The organism is Pseudomonas sp. KNUC1026 (assembly GCF_021650705.1).
Lineage (GTDB): Bacteria > Pseudomonadota > Gammaproteobacteria > Pseudomonadales > Pseudomonadaceae > Aquipseudomonas.
Map to the genome: position 1 here is coordinate 3,497,646 of NZ_CP087138.1, position 17,440 is coordinate 3,515,085.

Consider the following 17,440-nt stretch of genomic DNA (forward strand, 5'->3'; position numbering starts at 1 on the left):
TATTCTTGCGGTTTTTCATCCGGGCACACGCCGCGCAGGCGTGCCGGGCGCTACGATAGCGCCATCAAGGAGCCCGCCATGTTGCAACTCGATGTTTTCCACTGCCTCGAACGCTCGCCCCATGCCCGCCTGGAGCGGCGCGCCGAGCTGGGCGACGGCCTGGTCGCGGCGCAGTGGCGCAACCGCGACAACGCGCAGCAATACGTGGGCCCTTCGCACCACACGCTGTCGTGTTACCTGGAAGGCGGCAGCGACATCCTCTGCCGCGAGCAACCACACCTGCGCGGCGGCCCGGGCAAGGTGTTCGTGTTCCCGGCGGGGGTGGATTCGTCCTGGGTAGTGAACCGCGAGCTGCGCCTGCTGCACCTGTACTTCAGCACCGAGCAATTCGCCCTCGCCTGCCTGCGCTGGCTGGACCGCGAGCCGCGCGCGCTGCAGCTCAACGAGGGGTTGTTCCTGGATGACGCGCCGCAAGCTGCACGTTTCGCGGCCCTTGCGCGGCTCGACTGGCAGGAGCCTGCGGAGCGCCTGCTCACCAGCAGCCTGGCTCACGACATGCTCGGCCACGCGCTGCTGGCCCAGGCCGGCCCGCGCGCGGCGCCCAAGGTGGCTGGCGGGCTATCGGCGCGCGCCCGGCGTCGAGTGATCGAGTACATCGAAGCGCACCTGCCGCAAGCCCTGACCCTGGGCGAGCTGGCGGCGGTGTGCGGGTTGTCTGAATATCACTTCGCGCGGATGTTCAAGCAGAGCCTGGAGGTGGCGCCGCACCGCTACGTGCTGGCACGGCGCCTGGCCCGGGCGCAGAACTTGCTGCGGCACAGCGAACTGGCCCTGGGCGAGATCGCCATGGCCTGTGGTTTCGCCAGCTCAAGCCACTTCAGCAGCCGCTTCCGCCAGCACGTCGGCGCCACCCCCGGTGCCTACCGGCTGGCGCTAGCCTAGACGGGCAAGCATAGCCGCTACAGGGCCTGCGACCACGCACGCTGCAGCCAATCCAATCGCCAGCCGGGGCCGATACGGCATCAGCCAGACCATCAGCCCGGCGCTCGCCATCAGCACCGCGCACCATTGCACCAACCCCAGTGCCCAACCCTGGCTGGCGATGGCGGGCCAGGGTGAGACGATCAGCAGCCCCGTGCCCAGAACGCGCAGGCAGCGGCGCTGCGCCAAGGTACTTTTGCACTTGAGCAGGTCGTTGAAGTGCTTTTCCATCGCCAGGCACAGGGCCATGAACCCCGCGTAGCAAAGCAATGCCGAGGCCAGCATCAGTGCGCCTCCTGTTCAGCACGCAGCGGCCGCGTGCGCTCACGCGGCTGCGCTGCTGCAAGCGCTTTGCGCCGCACGCGCCGGGCGATCCAGGCCAGCAGCACGCCAAAGGCGGCAGCGGTGAGGTCGACTCCGGCAAGGGCCCAGTCCCCCTGGGGCAACGACACACTCAGGCCGGCACCGGTGGTGAACTGGCTCAGCAGCGGCAGTGATATCAGCATCACGGCAGCGACCGTGAGTTGCTGCACCCAGCCGCGCGCATCGGGGCGCCAGGCCGCGTGCAGCAGGCTGGCGAGCCAGGCGAGGAAGAAGCAGCGCACCTCCCAGCCCTCGCGGCCGGCCAACTCCACCGGCAGCAGGCGGTTGGCACACAGGAAGGCGGCCACTGCGCAGACCAGCCCCGCCATGCCCGCCAGGTTCAGCGCGCCCACCAGGCGCAGCTCGAAGGGCTTGATCGCCGCCTTGGCGTGTTTCTGCTGGCGCTTGCTCAGCCACATCACCAGCCCGGTGCCGATCATCGCCGTGCTTGCCAGGCCGCAGACGAAATACAGCCAACGCAGCAAAGGATGCGCGAAGCGGCCCATGTGCAGGCCGTAGAAGGAGCCGGCGATCACCTGGGGCAATGGGCGCGCGTTGTCGTCTGCATGCAGCAGGCTGCCACCGGCGACACTGAACACGGTGCCGGCCCCCGGCATGTAAGGCACTCGCGCCGAAGTCGGCGGCTGGAAGGTAACCGTTGCCTCAGGGGTGCCTGGTTTATCGACCCGCACGTTGCCGACCTGCCCTCCCGGTACCTGCTGCTGATAGCGATCGAACAGCTGAGCAAGGCTCAACGGTGGCGCAGCGGTGGCCGAGGCGGCCGGCTCGATGTCCGGATAAAGCTCGCTGAAGTACTCTCGGTCGCCGCCTTCGTAATTGGCCAGCAGCGTGGCCGGCATCAACAGGTACATGAAGATCACCAGGCTGCTGTAGGTGATCATCAGGTGAAACGGCAAAGCCAGCACGCCCACGGCGTTGTGGCCATCGAGCCAGGAACGCTGGCCTTTGCCGGGGCGGAAGGTGAAGAACTCCTTGAAGATCTTCTTGTGAGTGATGATCCCGGTGATGAGCGCGACGAACATCGCGAAAGCCGCCAGCCCGGCGGCCCAACGCCCCCACGGGTAGGGCAGCTCCAGCTCGAAGTGGAAGCGGTAGAAGAACTCCCCGCCCAGGGTGCCCCGAGCGTTCAGCGCCTGGCCGGTGCTCGGGTCGATGGCCTGCTCGACGTAACTGCCACGGCCTTGCTTGCCGGGCTCCTGGTAGAGCACGGACGTTCTGGGGAGGCGCTCGTCGCCCGGGTCGATGTACCAGTTGCCAGCATTCGCCGCGTGAGCCTGCAGGTAATGCTCGGCGCCCGCCAGGCGGTCACGCATGCCCAGGCCCTGCATGGGCAGCTCGGGTTGCGCCCAGCGGCTCACCTCCTCCTTGAAGTACGTCAGGGTACCGGTGAGGAAAATCGCGAACAGTAGCCAGCCCAATACCAGCCCCACCCAGGTGTGCAGCCAGGCCATCGCCTGGCGAAAACCCTCTTTCATGGATGCGCCACTCCATGCAGGGCAGCTGCCAGGCCGCCCGAGAGCAGCGCACACAGGCCAACGCCCAGCCACGCGCGCAACGCGCTGGAACAGGCAAAACACCAGATCACTACAAGCAGCCACACCACGAATGAAACCATCATCCCTGTGATCACCGCCTGCAGCCGTACCATCGGCAGGCCCCAGCTGACGCACAGGCTCACCAGCGAGGCCACCAGGTAGCCGCCGAACAGCGAGGCAAGAATGCGGGAGGTCACAGCCAGGCGGTAGCTCATCGGCACCCCTGTGGCTTTGGTTTTCATGGCGTGTATGGCTGGAATGGGAAAGGGACGCCAAGTTTATTGATAAACATTCTCAGGGGCAAAGGCTTTGCATCGCCCCATGCTTCAAGCACACCCCAATGCGAGGCCCCTGGCCCGATCAAGCGTCGGGTCAAGCAACAAACAGAAAAATATTTATTGACCTCACCGGCTTGAAATCACCTGCCCAATCCCCGAATGTGTGACTCAAGGGCCGCTGAAAACCGCCAGCACCCGGCGGTAGTGGCGCCTTGCTTTCGTCACCTGAAGAAGGGGCAACACCATGCAAATTCAAGTCAACAGCGATAACCACATCCAGGGCGGCGCCCGCCTGGAAGAATGGGTGCGCAACACGCTCGAAACCGCACTGGAACGCTTTGAAGACGACCTCACCCGCATCGAGGTGCACTTGCGGGATGAAAACGGCGAAAAAGCCGGCCCACACGACAAACGCTGCCTGCTGGAGGCGCGCTTGAAGGGTATGCAACCGCTCTCGGTGAGCCATCGTACCCCGTCGCTTGAAAGCGCCATCGATGGCGCGGCCACCAAGCTCGAACACGCACTCGAGCATGCGTTGGGCAAGCAACGTGACAGGCGCGCAAGCGCGGCCTGAGTTGCAGCGCAATGAGAAAAGGCGAGCACTGCTCGCCTTTTTCATGCCTGCCGTTTCAGCAAAGGGGCCCATCGCAGCCATCGGTACAGTGACCGTGCCGGCGGTCTGCCCTCACGAACTAACCTGAACACGCCCAGTCAATACGTCCAGTCTTGCTATTTCAGGTGACGCTATGGACAACCCCTTCAAGATCATCAGTGATGCGTTCCAGCCCGATTACCGGGTAAACCTGAGCATTCAAGGCCTGGACGGCACCATCATGCTGACCCTCTCCAATGCCGCAGGTGTAGTGGCCAAGCGCATGATCAGCGCGCAGCAACGCAACGACCCCAAGCGCCTGGCGCGGCTGATCGACAGCGTTCGCTTCGGCATCGCCATCGAACAAGGCAGCAGCGCCGTCGAGCTATTGACTGCCATGACCGAACGCGAGCGCAGCGTACGCCCGCGCCAGAACTGGATCAGCGACCAGCCCAGCCTGGCAGTCGGTATCTGATCGGCTCAAGTCTCCCCTTGCTCCACCTCTATCTTGCCTGCCTGCCCGCCCTTGCGTGACGGCCCCTCGATTTTGACCGAGGGGAAACGCGAGGAGGCGAAGCGCACCACCAGGATCGCGAAAGCCAGCAGCAGAATCGCGCCCGAGAGATAGACCACGCCCAGGTCGGCAGGGCCGTGGTGGGAGACGTCAGAGATCAACAGGCGAGTGAGCGCGGTGATCGCGACGTAGATCAGAAAGCGCACGGGCATGTGGTTGGTCTTGAAGTAGATCCCGACCATCGCACCCAACTCCAGGTAGATGAACAGCAACAGCACGTCATCCACCGAAATATGGCCTTTCTCCAGCATGCCGACAAAAGCCACCACCGAGGCATAGGCCGTCACCCCGCCGATAGCGAACAGCGCCAGGTAGTGAAAGGTTTCGACAAACAGATTGCCCAGCGACTCGGCGCAGCGGTGCACGTGTTCACGCAGGGCATCGGCCCAATTCTTCTTCATGGGTATGTCCTTTTAGTGGCACCAACTGGCGATCATAACCAAACGCGGCGAACAGGCATGAGGGCAGTTTGTCGCAGGCCGCGCTACAGTGGCTGCTGGCCCGGACAAAAGAAGGACGATGTGCATGAAGATTTCAGAACCCAGATGCCTGGCCGCAGTGGGTGATCGGTGTGGTGAGGCGGTTGTGTGGTCGGCAGCGGAGAACGCGGTGTGGTGGGTGGATATCAACCGTTTTCTTGTACACCGGCTGGCTTACCCCGATGGCGCACTGCTCACCTGGGCCTTCGATGAGCCGGTCACTGCACTGGCACTGACCGACGAGCCTGGCCGTTGGCTCGTCGCCCTGGCTTCGCGGTTGATCTGGTGGTGGCCGGCCGATAACCGGCGCCAGCCCCACGGCTTCGAGCTGCCTGCGTCTCCGATCGCCCGCCTCAACGACGGCAGAGCCGATCCGCAGGGCAATTTCTGGGTGGGCTCGATGTTCAACAACGTTGCACCCGACGGTGGCCCGCAGCAGGCCAGCGGCACGCCAGGCCGGCTATTTCGAGTTGCACCAGGCGGCAACGTCCAGGCGCGCCTGCAGGGGATCGGCATTTCCAATACCCTGTGCTGGAGCCCCTGCGCAACGCGCTTCTACTTCGCCGACTCGGCTCGCAATCGTATCGATGTCTACCGCTACGACGCCGAAACCGGCGACATCGCGACCGATGGCGAGGCATTTTTCGAAGGCTTCGAACGTGGCGCTCCGGATGGTTCGGCCATCGACCGTGAAGGTTATCTGTGGAACTGCCGCTACGGCGGCCATGGAATCGCCCGCATTGCACCGGACGGGCGCCTGGACCGATTCATCGAGCTGCCCACCGCCAACCCGACCACCTGCACCTTCGGCGGCCCTGAGCTGAGCACACTGTTCATTACCTCGGCCAGCTACGACACGGTCCCCGGCGATCGGCTGGCGGGCTCGCTCTGGGCGCTGGACACCGGCACGGCCGGCCTTGGAGAGAATGTTGCCAGAGTGGGTTGAAACCACGCGTGGCTATACTGTATAAATGCACAGGTTATTTTCAGCACCTGCCTGCGGCCAGCCGCTGCGGGCACACCTTTACGAGGCCACCCATGGCTGTAGAAATCCTGTACCGCAGTACCCGCGACCTGGAGACGCTCTTCGTGGACCGCAAACTTGCCGATGCCCATGACCAGATGCTCGAACTGGCAGAGTCCCTGACCGGCCTTCTGATGAACAACGTCCAGGGCCTGTCCGAGAGCCTCGCTGAAGAGGTGAGTATCTACCTGGCCAAAAACCGAGGCGTGCTCGCTTCGGCCTTCAAGAACAATGTCGGTGCATTGGCTGAGCTGAGCCAGCCTGCCGCTGAATCCGAGCCTGAGGCCGGGGCCGATCAGCCGTAAACCATTCGCTCGGCGAGGGTTTGCGCGATCCGGGCCGGCGAGCAGTGTTGGGCCTGGGCCTGGCCGAATATCTCGGTCAGGCGGGTGCCGATGCCGCCAAGGTGCGCCGACACCGCAGCCTCTTCCTCGCCCCGATGGCGCAGGCTGGCGTGGATGAGCCCTCCGGCATTGATCACGTAGTCAGGCGCATAAAGGATGCCGCGCTGCTCCAGTTGATCAGCCACTTCCAGCGCACTCAACTGCCCGTTCGCACAACCCGCTACCGCAGAACAGCGCAACTGGCCCACGCTCTGGCTGGTCAACACCGTGCCGAAACTGCAGGGGGCGAAGATGTCACAAGGGGTGCTGGCCATCATGTCAGCTGCCACCGGCCGAGCCTGTAACTGCTCCATCGCCACCTGTACTTTGGCCGGGTCTACATCGCTCACCAACAGTTCGGCGCCGGCCTGATGCAGGCGGCAGGCAAGGGCGAAACCAATGTGGCCCAGGCCCTGAATGCCGACGCGCAGGCCATGCAGGTCATAGGCGCCCAATCGAGCCTTGGCAGTGGCACGGATGCCTACGAATACGCCTTCGGCTACATGGTGCAACGGATCGCCAGTGCGCCGGGTGCAGGTAACATGCGCCGTTTCCCGCGCGATGCAGTCCATGTCGGCGCTGGTAGTGCCGCTGTCGATCGCCGTCACGTACCGGCCACCCAGGCTTTCAACCAGCCGGCCGAACGCTTCGAACAGGGTTTCGCGGTTTTCGATCTGAGGGTTGCGCATGATCACCGCCTGCGCACCGCCCACCGGCAACCCGGCCAGCGCTGCCTTGAAGCTCATCGCTTCGGCCAGGCGTACCGCCTGGTAAAGCGCAGCGTCATCATCGGGGTAGGCGAGGTAGCGGCAACCGCCCAGCGCCGGGCCGTGGCGGGTGTCGTGAATGGCAATGGCCGCGCGCAGGCCGGTGGCAGGGTCGATTGCCAACTGCAGGGTTTCCACGCGGGTGCCTTGCATGAGCGCAAACATCAGGGCAAGCCCTCCCGAGCGCAGCCGTCAGTCGTGGCTCTGAGTATAGATGGCCTTTGGCGATGCGTTAGCCGCTGTCACACTGGACGAAGCGGGCGCCGGGCGCTAAAAAGATAACGTAGCCTGCACTCTGGAATACCCATGACACCACGCCAAGCCTGCCTTGCCTGCCTGGCCAGCGAACCAGCCGCTACGTTCGAAGCAGCGTTGTGGGTGGCTGCCGAGCACGACGTGCAGATTCAGCCGGCCCATTGGCTTGAACAGGCCCGCGAGCTGCAGCGCCAGATAGGCGCGCGCCTGCCCTCTCTGCCCGAACGTGAACTGGCGCAACCGCTGTTGCGCGAACTCACCGTCATGGGTTTCGTACAGGACGACTTCCACCCCCTGCGGCCAGAGGCGGCATTGCTGGATCAGGTGCTGCAACGCAAGCGCGGCCAGCCATTGGCTTTAGGGTTATTGGCACTGGAGCTGGCGCGGTTGCTGCACATTCCCCTGGCGGGTATCAACTTTCCTGGGCACTTTCTTCTGCAGGTGCCAGGGGCCGATCACCTGCTCGACCCCAGCGGTGGCCGCCGGCTGTACCCGATCGACTGCCGTAGCCTGCTGACCCGCCAGTTTGGCCCGCACATGCCGTTGCGTGCCGAGCACATGACGGTGGCTACGCCTGTGCAGATGCTGCAGCGCTTGTCGCGCAATCTACGCCAGTTGCACACTCGCCACGATGAGCCCATCGCTGCGCTACGCGATGCCGAACGGGTTTTCGAGCTGGGCCCTGGCAACAGCAGCGATTACCTGGCACGCGCGGGCCTTTACCAGGCACTCGACTGCCCCCAGGCGGAACGCCACGATGTCGAGCACGCCCTGCTGCTGACCGACGATCCGGTCCAGAGGTTGCGCCTGGCTGAGCGCCTGCAGCATCTACCGCCTGCCAGTGGCGCTCTGCACTGATACGAACGATTGTTACCCCAAGCGTAACGGTCAATGTCCGGGCCGCTGGTTTATCCGGCGCCTGCCGTTCTCTATCCTGCGCACACTCACCTGGCAGCCGCTGCGGGCTTCATCCCCTTTAAGCCAGCAGCGGCACAGTGCCTGGGCGAGTGCTCCATGGGCGTTGTGTGTTGCTCCTGCTTCCAACGTCTTCCTTGCAACCGCTGTGTGCGCAGCGGTTTTTTTTCGCCTGCGATTCAGGCCCGCGCCTTGAGCTGCTCGGCGAACGCATCTACCCATGGCTCTGCGTCGGTCTCCGGTGTGACAGTTTCACACGCATCCAGGCGCAACATGGGCTGCACCTGCTCGACACCCAACTCCTCGAACAGCTCGCGCAGCAGCTCGCCGCCGCCACAGAAACTGTCGTCATAGCTGGTGTCGCCCAGGCCGATCACGGCGCCGGGAAGGCCACGCAAAGCGGCAGGCAGGCTGGCGCGCAGCTCGCTGTACAGCGGAATCAGGTCGTCAGGCAACTCGCCAAGGCCGGTGGTGGAAGTAATGCCCAGCAGCGCGTCGGGTTGGGCGTCCAGCAGCGGCGCCAAGGCTGTGCGGCGAAAGTAGACACACTGGTGGCCTGCTGCCTCCAGCCGTGCCACTGCATGCCGGGCGACATCTTCTGCCGCGCCATAGACCGTGCCGGAAAACACTACGACTTTCATATATTCACCTTCTACCGGGTCAAGCGAGGCAGTCTAACAGCTCTGGCCGTGCCAGCTGCGCGGGCTTGCATTAGAATGGGCCGGCCTACGCCGCCGGAGCCACCGATGATCAACGCCAACCTGCTGCAACACGTCGTCAACGCTTCCAACGATGGCATCGTGGTCGCCGAGCAGGAAGGGGATGACACCATCCTTATTTACGTCAATCCAGCGTTCGAGCGGCTCACCGGTTACAGCGCTGCCGACATCCTCTACAAGGATTGCCGGTTCCTGCAGGAGGGTGACACGCAGCAGCCTGCGCGTGCGCGCATCCGCGAAGCGATTCGCAACCGCCAGCCCTGCCGTGAAGTGCTGCGTAATTACCGCAAGGACGGCTCGCCGTTCTGGAATGAACTGTCTATTACGCCTGTGTACAATGACGCCCACCAACGGCTCTACTTCATCGGCATCGAGAAAGACGTCAGCCAGGCGGTCGACGCGCAGGCCCGAATCCTGCAACTGGAAGCCGAACTGGCTCAGGCGCGCCAGGAAATCGACCAGCTCCGTGCTGGCGTTTGATCACCGCGCCTTACCTCTCATCAACCAGGCACTGCCATGCACTCCGACGCTATCCTCACTCAGGATGAGCTGGACTTCATCCAGACCATGAACCGCAGCCAGGCGGCGAATACGCCTGAGGGGCTGTCGACGCTGCTGCTCAATGGCGGCGACCAGATCAAAGACCTGCTCGCACGGCTGCTGGCCAATGAACAAGTGACCATCCAGGCACAGTTCGAGAACCAGCAACTGCGTTTTCCCCTGCAACTGGTCGAGGACGAGTTCCATGCCCAGCATGTCCAGCTGGGCGCGCCCACCATTTACGAAGATGGGCCGATGCTGCGCCCATGGCGCCTGGCACTGGCCAAGCCGGTGCAACTGGTGGATGACCACGGGGAGCTGAGCGACCTGTGGCTGGTGGAGCTGTCGTTCAACGGCGTGCTGGTGCAACTGCGCAGCGACGCCAAGGCGCCAAGGCATTTCGCGTTGTGGTTCAAGCCTGAGGGCTATGCGCCGGTATCACTGCGTGGGGCATTGGAGCGCAAGACCGCAGAGGGGCTGTTCGCCTATCGCCTGGCGCTGTGCAACTCGCAGGAGATGGAACGTTTGCGTGACTACATTCTGCAGCAGCACCGGCTCAGCCATCCGCAGCTGCATACCAGCTGATCAGGTGTCGAGCTGGCCCTGCAGGTACTGCTGCAGGCGTGGCTCATAGGCGCTCAAATCTTTCCCCATGCAACCTATTGCAGTACCGAACAGTTCTTCCTGGGCCAGGTCGCTGCAATCGCCCGCAATCAGTAGCGGGCACTCTAGCCCCAGTGTCAGTTTCATCATGCGCCGCCCGAATTCCGGTGCCGGCGGATGATTGGAAAACAGCACCAACGCCTGGGGTCGCAGGCGTTCGCACACCAGGCTCAATTCCTCCAGTGGCTGCCGTGCAGCCAGCACCTGGACTCGCACCGTCGCCGACCCCATCGCCATCCCGGCCAGCAGCAATTCAAGCTCATGGCACTCGCCAGGCACTGCGGCCAGCACTACGCGTGACGCCTGCCCCTGCCCACGCTGCAATTGAAGGTGCTGCACCAGACGGCCACGAAGGTACTGATCGAACATCAACCATTCGCTGTGCTGACCAAAGCCTTGTTGTTCGACACGCAGTTGACGCCAGACAGGCATGAACACGTCTTCGAACGCCTCCAGGGGTGGATACGCTGCGAAAACCTGGTTGAACACCTCATCGAGCCTGTGTTCATCGAAACTGCTGAGTGCGCGGCACAGCCGGTCACACCACACCCGCAGCTCACCCACCGCTGCCTGTTGCCCACAAGCCTCGGCCTGGCGCAGCGCCTGGGTGCGCGCCAGGATGCCACCGACCTTGCTGACCGAAACCCCGCGCTCGATCCAGCCCAGGATCAAACGCACTTCATCGATGTTGCCTGGAGAATACAGCCGGTGCCCGCTCTCGGTGCGCACGGGCTGGATCAGCCCATAACGGCGCTCCCAGGCGCGCAAAGTCACCGGGTTCACGCCCGTGAGGCGGGCGACTTCGCGGATCGGGAACAGTGGTACCGGAAGGCTCTGCGCCAACTGCGATGAGCCGTCGTCGAGGTCGTTCATGTGCGGTAAAACCGGGAGCTTCTAGAGGTGTGGAGCATTCTAGCGTGATCTGAAAGGCCACGAGTGACGGCGCGGTTGCGCGCCGCCAAACGGTGGTCGCAACGCAACACTGGACGCGACAGCGAAAATCGGAATAATCCTTGCAATGCTTACCAGTACTCGGCCACCACCCCGGCCGGGCACTTCGCGACCCTCTACCCGAGGGCTATCGCCACTATCCGGAGATATACCATGTCTGCGCCTCCCGTGACCTTGCTGGTCGCCCGCCACGCTGCGCGTGGCCGCTATCCCGAATTGCTGGCCTGGCTGCACGAAGGCGAACGCCTGGCCACCGACTTCCCCGGCTACCTGGGCTCAGGTGTGCTCGCTCCGCCCCATGGCGATGACGAATTCCAGATGATCTTTCGCTTCACCGATGCCACCACGCTGCATGCCTGGGAGCACTCCGCCTCGCGCCGTGCCTGGCTGGAACGCGGCGACGGGCTGTTCGCCGAGCCGCGCGAGCAGCGGGTTCAGGGCCTGGCCGGCTGGTTCGGCAACCCCGGCGCACCACGGCCGCCACGCTGGAAGCAGTCGGTGGCGGTATGGCTGGCGTTCTTCCCGGTGTCGCTGGCGTTCAACGCCGCCTTTGGCCCTTGGTTGGCCGGCTGGGGCATGGTGCCGAGGGTGCTGGTCAGCACATTGTTGCTGACGCCGATCATGGTGTGCCTGTTCATCCCCTTGGCCACGCACCTGCTGGGGCGCTGGCTGAACGCGCCAGCGGCGCCACCGCGCAAAGCCTTGGCGGCGCAGGTTCGCTGAAGCGGCCGGGCAGTGGTATAACGGCCCTCTGCCCTGGCCTGCCGTGAGTTTCTCGATGCCTGACCGCTACCCCATCCTGATCACTGGCGCCGCCCAGCGCGTGGGCCTGCACTGCGCGCTGAGCCTGCTTGCCGAGGGCCAGCCGGTGATCGCCAGCTACCGTAGCGAACGCCCGGGCCTGGCGGAACTGCACGACGCGGGCGCGACCCTGATCCAGAGCGATCTTTCCAGCGAAGCAGGTATCGAAGCCTTCATCGAGGCGCTCAAGGCCTGCACGCCTGGCTTGCGCGCAATCGTCCACAACGCTTCGGCCTGGCTGCCAGAGCATGCCGGGCAGGAGGCCGAGGTGATGGCTCAGCTGTTCAACGTTCACGTGATGGCTCCTTACCTCATCAACCTCAAGGCCGAAACGCTGCTGCGCCATGGCGGTTCAGCCGATATCATCCACATCAGCGATGACGTGACACGCAAAGGCAGCGCAAAGCACATCGCCTACTGCGCCAGCAAGGCAGCGCTTGAGAGTTTGACGCTGAGCTTCGCCGCACGGCTGGCGCCGCATATCCGGGTCAACGGTATCGCGCCGGCAATGGTGATGTTCAACGAGCAGGATGATGCCGCCTATCGCGAACGCACGCTGGCAAAAGCGGCGCTGCCCATCGAACCGGGCCCGCAAGTGATTTACCAGAGCCTGCGCTACCTGCTCGACACGCCTTACGTCACAGGCACCACATTGGCCGTCAACGGCGGCCGGCATCTGAAATAAACGCGACAGGAGTTTGCTCATGTCAACGCTCGCGCCGGGCACCGCCCGCATCCGGGTCAAGGACCTGCGGCTACGCACTTACATCGGTATCAACCAGGACGAAATCGTCAACAAGCAGGATGTGCTGATCAATCTGACCGTCTGCTACCCCGCGCACGATGCCGTGCGCGACAACGACATCGACCACGCCCTGAACTACCGCACCATCACCAAAGCGGTGATCGCGCTGGTAGAGGACAACCGCTTCGCCCTGCTCGAACGCCTGACCCAGGACATCCTCGACCTGGTGATGCGCCACGAGTCAGTGACCCACGCTGAGGTCGAAGTCGACAAACCCCATGCGCTGCGCTTTGCCGAGTCGGTGTCCATCACCCTGGCGGCCAGCCGCTGACACGCGAGTACCCCATGAACGACACCCAACGTACCGAACTGGAAGCCGCCGCCTTTCGCCGGCTGGTGGCACACCTGCAAGCCCGCACCGATGTGCAGAACATCGACCTGATGAACCTGTCGGGTTTCTGCCGCAACTGCTTGTCGAAGTGGTACAAGGCTGCCGCTGATGATCAGGGCGTCGACCTCTCCCTCGACCAGGCCCGCGAAACCGTCTACGGCATGCCCTACGACCAATGGAAAGCGCAATACCAGACCGAGGCGAGCCCGGCCCAACAGGCTGCGTTCGCTCAAGGCTCCACTTCAAAGGAAAAACCATGACCGACCTGCAAAGCCTGCGCCAGAGCCTGGCCAGCGGTGAGCACCTGTTTGCCGATACCCTGGCGTTCATTGCCCAAGGCTACGACTACACCCCCACCGCGTTCGACAATGGCCCGGTGCACAATGCCGCCGGGCAGAACGAGGGCTCGTGCAAGACGCTGGGCCTGGCTCGGCTCGAGGGGTTCAGCGATGAGCAGGTGCTGCTGGCGTTCGGCGAGCACTATCGCTCGGTGCTGGCAACGCCTGAGGGCAGCGACCACGGCAATATCCGTGCGCTGATTGCCGGTGGGCAGGCAGGCGTTCGGTTCGACGGCGAACCGTTGAAGCGCAAGGGCTGAAAATCGGCCTGACGCATTGCCTGTTGCTCGTCGCACGTCGCCCGGCAAGCCGGCCTCCCACGATGTCGAACACCTGTTGGTTCTTTGACAGTGGGAGGCCGGCTCGCCGGGCGACGTGCGACAGGCAAAACGCAGCCTTGGGGCTTACTCGAACGTTGCGTTCTTCAGCCCATCCAGGTAACGCTCCACGTCCAGCGCGGCCATGCAACCAGCACCAGCGGAAGTGATCGCCTGGCGATACACGTGATCGGCCACGTCGCCGGCGGCGAACACACCGTCGACGCTGGTAGCCGTTGCATTGCCTTCACGGCCGCCCTTGACCACCAGGTAGCCATCCTTGAGCTCCAGCTGGCCTTCGAACAGTGACGTGTTCGGCGTATGGCCGATGGCGATGAACACGCCGTCTACCTTCAGCTCATCATTGCTGCCATCGTTGTTGCGCAGGCGCGCGCCGGTGACACCCATGTTGTCGCCCAGCACTTCGTCGAGCACCGCATTGAGCTTGAGCTCGATCTTGCCCTCAGCCACACGGGCGTGCAGTTTGTCGATCAGGATCTTCTCGGCGCGGAAGGTCTCGCGGCGGTGCACCAGGCTCACCTTGCGGGTGATGTTGGCCAGGTACAGGGCTTCTTCGACAGCGGTGTTGCCGCCGCCGACCACGGCCACGTCCTTGTTGCGGTAGAAGAACCCGTCGCAGGTCGCGCAGGCCGATACGCCCTTGCCCATGAACGCCTCTTCCGACGGCAAGCCCAGGTAGCGGGCGCTGGCACCGGTGGCGACGATCAGGGCATCGCAGGTATAGGTGCCACTGTCACCGGTGAGGGTGAACGGCTTGTTGGCCAGGTCCACGGCATTGATATGGTCGAAAACGATTTCGGTCTCGAAACGCTCGGCGTGGCGCTGCATGCGCTCCATCAGTGCCGGGCCGGTCAGGCCTTCGACGTCACCGGGCCAGTTGTCGACCTCGGTGGTGGTGGTGAGCTGCCCGCCTGCCTGCAGGCCGGTGATCAGCAACGGCTTGAGGTTGGCCCGCGCCGCGTACACAGCGGCGCTGTAACCGGCAGGGCCGGAGCCGAGAATGATCACCCGCGAATGACGAACATCAGACATGACACACTCCTATGGGCTGCCGGCCCCCATGGCCCGCAGCCCTGAAACGAGGCGCGGCCACCTGGCCGCGCGGGGATTACAGCGACTTGGCGTTGCCAGCCAGGTAATCGGCCACGCCCTGAGCGTCGGCCTTCATGCCTTTCTGGCCTGGGCGCCAGCCGGCCGGGCAGACTTCGCCGTGCTCTTCGGTGAACTGCAGCGCTTCGACCAGGCGGACCATCTCGTCCACGTCACGGCCCAGCGGCAGGTTGTTGACCACCTGGTGCTGAACCACACCCTGGCGGTCGATCAGGAACGAGGCGCGCAGCGCAACGCCTGCGTCGTGCTCGATGCCGTAGGCCTGGACGATCTGGTGCTTGACGTCGGCAACCATGGTGAATTCGACCTCACCGATACCGCCTTTCTCTACCGGGGTGTTACGCCAGGCGTGGTGGGTGAACTGCGAATCGATCGAAACGCCGACCACTTCCACACCCAGCTCACGGAAGCGAGCGATGCGGTTGTTGTGGGCGATGATTTCCGATGGGCAGACGAAGGTGAAATCCAGCGGCCAGAAGAACAGCACCACGTACTTGCCTGCCAGCGACGACAGTTTGAAGCTGTCGACCAGGGTGCCGTCGCCCAGTACGGCCGGGGCGTCGAAGTCGGGGGCTTGCTTGTTGACCAGAATGCTCATGGGTATCTCCTGATAAATGAGGCTTCATTGAGGTTCGAATCGAAAAGTGCGCAAAGCTTAACGGGCCAGGCTCGATTAGGGAAATCCCGCCTGGCAATCAGCGCCATAGGCAAAGCTGATGGCGCCATGGTGTAACTGCGTGTAAACGGGCTTGGCCGCCCGCGCGCAGGCGCGGTATGTTCTTGGCCTTCGTTTCCTCGGAGCGGCCCATGCCCCCCTACCCCGTCCTTTCCGGCCCAGGCTACCTTCGCGAAGGCCTGCAATTGCTGATGCGCCCCGGCCTGCGCCTGTTCGTGCTGATCCCGCTTGGCATCAACCTGCTGTTGTTCTGCGCGCTGGTCGGCCTGGCCGGCCATGAATTCGGCCTCTGGCTCGACCATCTGAAAAGCAGCTTTCCGGGCTGGCTCAGCGCGCTGCAGTGGCTGCTGTGGCCCTTGTTCGTGCTGTTGATGGTGCTGGTGATCTTCTTCACCTTCACCATGATCGCCAACATCATTGCCGCCCCGTTCAACGGCTTCCTGGCGGAAAAGGTCGAAGTAGTGGTCACCGGCAAGGATGAATTCCCCGCCTTCAGCTGGAAGGAGCTGATCGAGATGGTCCCGCGCACCATGAGCCGGGAGATGCGCAAGCTGGGCTACTACCTGCCACGGGCGCTGGGCCTGGTGGTGCTGTCGTTCATCCCGGGAGTGAACATCATTGCGGCACCGCTGTGGGTCTTGTTCGGCGTGTGGATGATGGCCATCCAGTACATCGACTACCCCGCCGACAACCACAAGATGAGCTGGCAGGACATGCTCGCCTGGCTGCGCAGCAGGCGCTGGGCTTGCCTGAGCTTTGGCGGCATCACTTACCTGGTGCTGCTGATTCCGCTGGTGAACCTGGTGATGATGCCGGCGGCGGTGGCTGGCGCCACGCTGTTCTGGGTACGTGAGCGCCAGCGCTGAGGGCCGTCAGCCGGCGATGGCTTTCTCGACCGCCTGGGTCACCTCAGGCGCGTCGGGGGCGGTGCGTGGCGAGAAGTGCGCCAGCACACGGCCATCACGGCCGATCAGGAATTTCTCGAAGTTCCAGCTGATGTCGTCGCCCTCGCCCACCAGCCATTGGTAGAGCGGGTGGCGCGCCTCGCCGTTGACTTCCAGCTTCTCACCCATAGGGAAGCTTACGCCATAGTTGAGGCTGCAGAAGCGCTGGATGTCCTCGGCACCGCCCGGCTCCTGGCCGCCAAACTGGTTGCACGGCAGGCCAAGCACGCTGAACCCACGCTCGGCATGGCTTTTGTGCAGTGCTTCAAGGGCCGCATATTGCGGGGTAAGGCCACACTTGGAGGCCACGTTCACCACCAGCACCACCTTGCCCTTGAAGGTACTCAACGGCAGCGGTTTGCCTTCTAGAGTGCGCAGTTCGAACGAATGGAAATCGGACATCGGTATAGTTCCTTGAAACAGGCGGGAAACAAAAGGGCGCCGCTCTTTCGAAGCAGGCGCCCGGCTCGATACGCGGATCGCGAATCAGTGGTGATGGCCACCTTCACCGTGCACGTGGCCGTGAGCCAGCTCTTCCTGGGTCGCGTCACGCACGCTGATGATCTTGACCTTGAAGTTCAGGCGTTGGCCGGCCAGCGGGTGGTTGCCGTCGACGGTGACGTCGTCGCCGTCCAGGTCACGGATGGTGACGATCTGCATCTGCCCATCGGGGGCGGAAGCGTGGAACTGCATGCCCACTTCCAGCTCGTCGACACCTTCGAACATGCTGCGGCTCAGGGTGCTGACCAGCTCAGCGCTGTATTCGCCGTAAGCGTCTTCGGGTTCGATGGCAACGTTCAGCTCGTCACCGGCCTGCTTGCCGTCCAGGGCCTTTTCCAGGCCCGGGATGATGTTGCTGGCGCCATGCAGGTACGCAAGCGGCGCACCGCCGGCGGAGCTGTCGATGACCTCACCAGCGTCGTTGGTCAGGGTATAGTCGATAGAGACAGCCTTGTTAGCGGCGATCAGCATGAAATGACACCTTTGCATGTGTGTATGAACGAGAAACGTCCCAGCAGTGTAAACAAGCCTCGGCGCGATTGCGAATCCGCGCCCG

The 17,440-nt window shown here is 63.6% G+C and carries 24 protein-coding genes and 1 pseudogene; 14 read left to right on the plus strand and 11 right to left on the minus strand.

The window, feature by feature from the left end:
* Positions 1-78: 78 nt before the first annotated feature.
* On the plus strand, positions 79-942 hold the full coding sequence (locus LN139_RS16340; RefSeq protein WP_329610966.1) for an AraC family transcriptional regulator: 864 nt from the start codon (positions 79-81) through the stop codon (positions 940-942).
* Here LN139_RS16340 and LN139_RS16345 read toward each other — a convergent pair.
* The 3 genes from LN139_RS16345 to LN139_RS16355 are packed head-to-tail and all read right to left on the minus strand — an operon-like array spanning position 934 to position 3,142.
* Positions 934-1,266, minus strand: a complete 333-nt coding sequence (locus LN139_RS16345; RefSeq protein WP_236355223.1) for a DUF3325 domain-containing protein — start codon at positions 1,264-1,266, stop codon at positions 934-936. The two genes, LN139_RS16340 and LN139_RS16345, sit on opposite strands and share 9 nt — an antisense overlap.
* Positions 1,266-2,840 (minus strand): PepSY-associated TM helix domain-containing protein, encoded by a 1,575-nt coding sequence (locus tag LN139_RS16350; RefSeq protein WP_236355224.1) that lies wholly within the window; start codon positions 2,838-2,840, stop codon positions 1,266-1,268. The genes LN139_RS16345 and LN139_RS16350 overlap by 1 nt, the downstream gene beginning before the upstream one ends.
* On the minus strand, positions 2,837-3,142 hold the full coding sequence (locus LN139_RS16355) for a DUF3649 domain-containing protein (RefSeq protein WP_236355225.1): 306 nt from the start codon (positions 3,140-3,142) through the stop codon (positions 2,837-2,839). The genes LN139_RS16350 and LN139_RS16355 overlap by 4 nt, the downstream gene beginning before the upstream one ends.
* Before the next feature lie 280 nt (positions 3,143-3,422).
* On the opposite strand from LN139_RS16355, the pseudogene LN139_RS16360 reads away from it, so the two are divergent.
* Positions 3,423-3,746: pseudogene (locus LN139_RS16360) on the plus strand (HPF/RaiA family ribosome-associated protein); the annotation flags it as partial.
* A gap of 178 nt (positions 3,747-3,924) precedes the next feature.
* A complete protein-coding gene (locus LN139_RS16365; protein WP_236355226.1) occupies positions 3,925-4,245 on the plus strand; it encodes a DUF3509 domain-containing protein in 321 nt (106 codons plus the stop codon).
* A 5-nt stretch (positions 4,246-4,250) separates the two neighbouring features.
* Here LN139_RS16365 and LN139_RS16370 read toward each other — a convergent pair whose 3' ends face one another.
* Entirely contained in the window at positions 4,251-4,745 is a 495-nt protein-coding gene (locus LN139_RS16370) for a phosphate-starvation-inducible protein PsiE (protein ID WP_236355227.1), read from the minus strand.
* A 124-nt stretch (positions 4,746-4,869) separates the two neighbouring features.
* Between LN139_RS16370 and LN139_RS16375 the strand changes: the two genes are divergently transcribed.
* Both LN139_RS16375 and LN139_RS16380 read left to right on the plus strand, forming a co-directional pair.
* Complete coding sequence (locus LN139_RS16375; RefSeq protein WP_236355228.1) at positions 4,870-5,769, plus strand: SMP-30/gluconolactonase/LRE family protein; 900 nt, start codon at positions 4,870-4,872, stop codon at positions 5,767-5,769.
* Positions 5,770-5,861: 92 nt separating this feature from the next.
* Positions 5,862-6,152: a YebG family protein gene (locus tag LN139_RS16380; RefSeq protein WP_236355229.1), complete on the plus strand. Its 291-nt coding sequence runs from the start codon at positions 5,862-5,864 to the stop codon at positions 6,150-6,152.
* On the opposite strand, the gene LN139_RS16385 is transcribed toward LN139_RS16380, so the two are convergent.
* Positions 6,143-7,162 (minus strand): Glu/Leu/Phe/Val dehydrogenase family protein, encoded by a 1,020-nt coding sequence (locus tag LN139_RS16385; RefSeq protein ID WP_236355230.1) that lies wholly within the window; start codon positions 7,160-7,162, stop codon positions 6,143-6,145. The genes LN139_RS16380 and LN139_RS16385 overlap by 10 nt on opposite strands.
* Before the next feature lie 141 nt (positions 7,163-7,303).
* On the opposite strand from LN139_RS16385, the gene LN139_RS16390 reads away from it, so the two are divergent.
* Positions 7,304-8,110, plus strand: coding sequence for a transglutaminase family protein (locus LN139_RS16390; protein WP_236355231.1), 807 nt, complete (start codon positions 7,304-7,306; stop codon positions 8,108-8,110).
* A 236-nt stretch (positions 8,111-8,346) separates the two neighbouring features.
* On the opposite strand, the gene LN139_RS16395 is transcribed toward LN139_RS16390, so the two are convergent.
* Positions 8,347-8,808 (minus strand): flavodoxin, encoded by a 462-nt coding sequence (locus tag LN139_RS16395; protein WP_236355232.1) that lies wholly within the window; start codon positions 8,806-8,808, stop codon positions 8,347-8,349.
* Between the two features lie 105 nt (positions 8,809-8,913).
* Between LN139_RS16395 and LN139_RS16400 the strand changes: the two genes are divergently transcribed.
* A complete protein-coding gene (locus LN139_RS16400; RefSeq protein ID WP_236355233.1) occupies positions 8,914-9,366 on the plus strand; it encodes a PAS domain-containing protein in 453 nt (150 codons plus the stop codon).
* 36 nt (positions 9,367-9,402) lie between these two features.
* Positions 9,403-10,011, plus strand: coding sequence for a hypothetical protein (locus LN139_RS16405; RefSeq protein WP_236355234.1), 609 nt, complete (start codon positions 9,403-9,405; stop codon positions 10,009-10,011).
* On the opposite strand, the gene LN139_RS16410 is transcribed toward LN139_RS16405, so the two are convergent.
* A complete protein-coding gene (locus tag LN139_RS16410) occupies positions 10,012-10,962 on the minus strand; it encodes a MerR family transcriptional regulator (RefSeq protein ID WP_236355235.1) in 951 nt (316 codons plus the stop codon).
* Between the two features lie 231 nt (positions 10,963-11,193).
* Between LN139_RS16410 and LN139_RS16415 the strand changes: the two genes are divergently transcribed.
* From LN139_RS16415 to LN139_RS16435, 5 genes are read left to right on the plus strand one after another with little or no spacing between them, the layout of a single operon-like run.
* Positions 11,194-11,763, plus strand: coding sequence for an antibiotic biosynthesis monooxygenase (locus LN139_RS16415; protein ID WP_236355236.1), 570 nt, complete (start codon positions 11,194-11,196; stop codon positions 11,761-11,763).
* 55 nt (positions 11,764-11,818) lie between these two features.
* The gene (gene folM, locus LN139_RS16420) at positions 11,819-12,526 is read left to right on the plus strand and encodes a dihydromonapterin reductase (RefSeq protein WP_236355237.1); all 708 of its coding nucleotides are present in this window, start codon (positions 11,819-11,821) and stop codon (positions 12,524-12,526) included.
* Positions 12,527-12,545: 19 nt separating this feature from the next.
* Positions 12,546-12,917: a dihydroneopterin triphosphate 2'-epimerase gene (gene folX / locus LN139_RS16425; RefSeq protein ID WP_236355238.1), complete on the plus strand. Its 372-nt coding sequence runs from the start codon at positions 12,546-12,548 to the stop codon at positions 12,915-12,917.
* A gap of 14 nt (positions 12,918-12,931) precedes the next feature.
* A complete protein-coding gene (locus LN139_RS16430; RefSeq protein ID WP_236355239.1) occupies positions 12,932-13,237 on the plus strand; it encodes a DUF1244 domain-containing protein in 306 nt (101 codons plus the stop codon).
* The gene (locus LN139_RS16435) at positions 13,234-13,575 is read left to right on the plus strand and encodes a HopJ type III effector protein (protein WP_236355240.1); all 342 of its coding nucleotides are present in this window, start codon (positions 13,234-13,236) and stop codon (positions 13,573-13,575) included. The genes LN139_RS16430 and LN139_RS16435 overlap by 4 nt, the downstream gene beginning before the upstream one ends.
* Positions 13,576-13,719: 144 nt before the next feature.
* On the opposite strand, the gene trxB is transcribed toward LN139_RS16435, so the two are convergent.
* Both trxB and LN139_RS16445 read right to left on the minus strand, forming a co-directional pair.
* Positions 13,720-14,685, minus strand: a complete 966-nt coding sequence (gene trxB / locus LN139_RS16440) for a thioredoxin-disulfide reductase (protein WP_236355241.1) — start codon at positions 14,683-14,685, stop codon at positions 13,720-13,722.
* A 76-nt stretch (positions 14,686-14,761) separates the two neighbouring features.
* The gene (locus LN139_RS16445) at positions 14,762-15,361 is read right to left on the minus strand and encodes a peroxiredoxin (RefSeq protein WP_097088654.1); all 600 of its coding nucleotides are present in this window, start codon (positions 15,359-15,361) and stop codon (positions 14,762-14,764) included.
* 209 nt (positions 15,362-15,570) lie between these two features.
* Here LN139_RS16445 and cysZ point away from each other — a divergent pair, with 209 nt between their 5' ends.
* On the plus strand, positions 15,571-16,305 hold the full coding sequence (gene cysZ / locus LN139_RS16450; RefSeq protein WP_236355242.1) for a sulfate transporter CysZ: 735 nt from the start codon (positions 15,571-15,573) through the stop codon (positions 16,303-16,305).
* 6 nt (positions 16,306-16,311) lie between these two features.
* Here the strand turns inward: cysZ and LN139_RS16455 are convergent, their stop codons facing one another.
* Positions 16,312-16,785, minus strand: coding sequence for a glutathione peroxidase (locus LN139_RS16455; protein WP_236355243.1), 474 nt, complete (start codon positions 16,783-16,785; stop codon positions 16,312-16,314).
* A gap of 84 nt (positions 16,786-16,869) precedes the next feature.
* On the minus strand, positions 16,870-17,355 hold the full coding sequence (locus tag LN139_RS16460; protein ID WP_236355244.1) for an FKBP-type peptidyl-prolyl cis-trans isomerase: 486 nt from the start codon (positions 17,353-17,355) through the stop codon (positions 16,870-16,872).
* Between the last annotated feature and the right edge of the window lie 85 nt (positions 17,356-17,440).

Excerpts from the sequence above, each read along its gene's own strand:
- LN139_RS16410 (WP_236355235.1), bottom strand. The coding sequence starts at position 10,962 with ATGAACGACCTCGACGACGGCTCATCGCAGTTGGCGCAGAGCCTTCCG.
- LN139_RS16390 (WP_236355231.1), top strand. The coding sequence starts at position 7,304 with ATGACACCACGCCAAGCCTGCCTTGCCTGCCTGGCCAGCGAACCAGCC.
- LN139_RS16345 (WP_236355223.1), bottom strand. The coding sequence starts at position 1,266 with ATGCTGGCCTCGGCATTGCTTTGCTACGCGGGGTTCATGGCCCTGTGC.
- LN139_RS16365 (WP_236355226.1), top strand. The coding sequence starts at position 3,925 with ATGGACAACCCCTTCAAGATCATCAGTGATGCGTTCCAGCCCGATTAC.
- cysZ (WP_236355242.1), top strand. The coding sequence starts at position 15,571 with ATGCCCCCCTACCCCGTCCTTTCCGGCCCAGGCTACCTTCGCGAAGGC.
- folX (WP_236355238.1), top strand. The coding sequence starts at position 12,546 with ATGTCAACGCTCGCGCCGGGCACCGCCCGCATCCGGGTCAAGGACCTG.
- LN139_RS16370 (WP_236355227.1), bottom strand. The coding sequence starts at position 4,745 with ATGAAGAAGAATTGGGCCGATGCCCTGCGTGAACACGTGCACCGCTGC.
- LN139_RS16375 (WP_236355228.1), top strand. The coding sequence starts at position 4,870 with ATGAAGATTTCAGAACCCAGATGCCTGGCCGCAGTGGGTGATCGGTGT.
- LN139_RS16400 (WP_236355233.1), top strand. The coding sequence starts at position 8,914 with ATGATCAACGCCAACCTGCTGCAACACGTCGTCAACGCTTCCAACGAT.
- LN139_RS16460 (WP_236355244.1), bottom strand. The coding sequence starts at position 17,355 with ATGCTGATCGCCGCTAACAAGGCTGTCTCTATCGACTATACCCTGACC.
- LN139_RS16395 (WP_236355232.1), bottom strand. The coding sequence starts at position 8,808 with ATGAAAGTCGTAGTGTTTTCCGGCACGGTCTATGGCGCGGCAGAAGAT.
- folM (WP_236355237.1), top strand. The coding sequence starts at position 11,819 with ATGCCTGACCGCTACCCCATCCTGATCACTGGCGCCGCCCAGCGCGTG.
- LN139_RS16340 (WP_329610966.1), top strand. The coding sequence starts at position 79 with ATGTTGCAACTCGATGTTTTCCACTGCCTCGAACGCTCGCCCCATGCC.
- LN139_RS16350 (WP_236355224.1), bottom strand. The coding sequence starts at position 2,840 with ATGAAAGAGGGTTTTCGCCAGGCGATGGCCTGGCTGCACACCTGGGTG.
- LN139_RS16405 (WP_236355234.1), top strand. The coding sequence starts at position 9,403 with ATGCACTCCGACGCTATCCTCACTCAGGATGAGCTGGACTTCATCCAG.
- LN139_RS16385 (WP_236355230.1), bottom strand. The coding sequence starts at position 7,162 with ATGTTTGCGCTCATGCAAGGCACCCGCGTGGAAACCCTGCAGTTGGCA.
- LN139_RS16430 (WP_236355239.1), top strand. The coding sequence starts at position 12,932 with ATGAACGACACCCAACGTACCGAACTGGAAGCCGCCGCCTTTCGCCGG.
- LN139_RS16435 (WP_236355240.1), top strand. The coding sequence starts at position 13,234 with ATGACCGACCTGCAAAGCCTGCGCCAGAGCCTGGCCAGCGGTGAGCAC.
- LN139_RS16455 (WP_236355243.1), bottom strand. The coding sequence starts at position 16,785 with ATGTCCGATTTCCATTCGTTCGAACTGCGCACTCTAGAAGGCAAACCG.
- trxB (WP_236355241.1), bottom strand. The coding sequence starts at position 14,685 with ATGTCTGATGTTCGTCATTCGCGGGTGATCATTCTCGGCTCCGGCCCT.
- LN139_RS16415 (WP_236355236.1), top strand. The coding sequence starts at position 11,194 with ATGTCTGCGCCTCCCGTGACCTTGCTGGTCGCCCGCCACGCTGCGCGT.
- LN139_RS16445 (WP_097088654.1), bottom strand. The coding sequence starts at position 15,361 with ATGAGCATTCTGGTCAACAAGCAAGCCCCCGACTTCGACGCCCCGGCC.
- LN139_RS16355 (WP_236355225.1), bottom strand. The coding sequence starts at position 3,142 with ATGAAAACCAAAGCCACAGGGGTGCCGATGAGCTACCGCCTGGCTGTG.
- LN139_RS16380 (WP_236355229.1), top strand. The coding sequence starts at position 5,862 with ATGGCTGTAGAAATCCTGTACCGCAGTACCCGCGACCTGGAGACGCTC.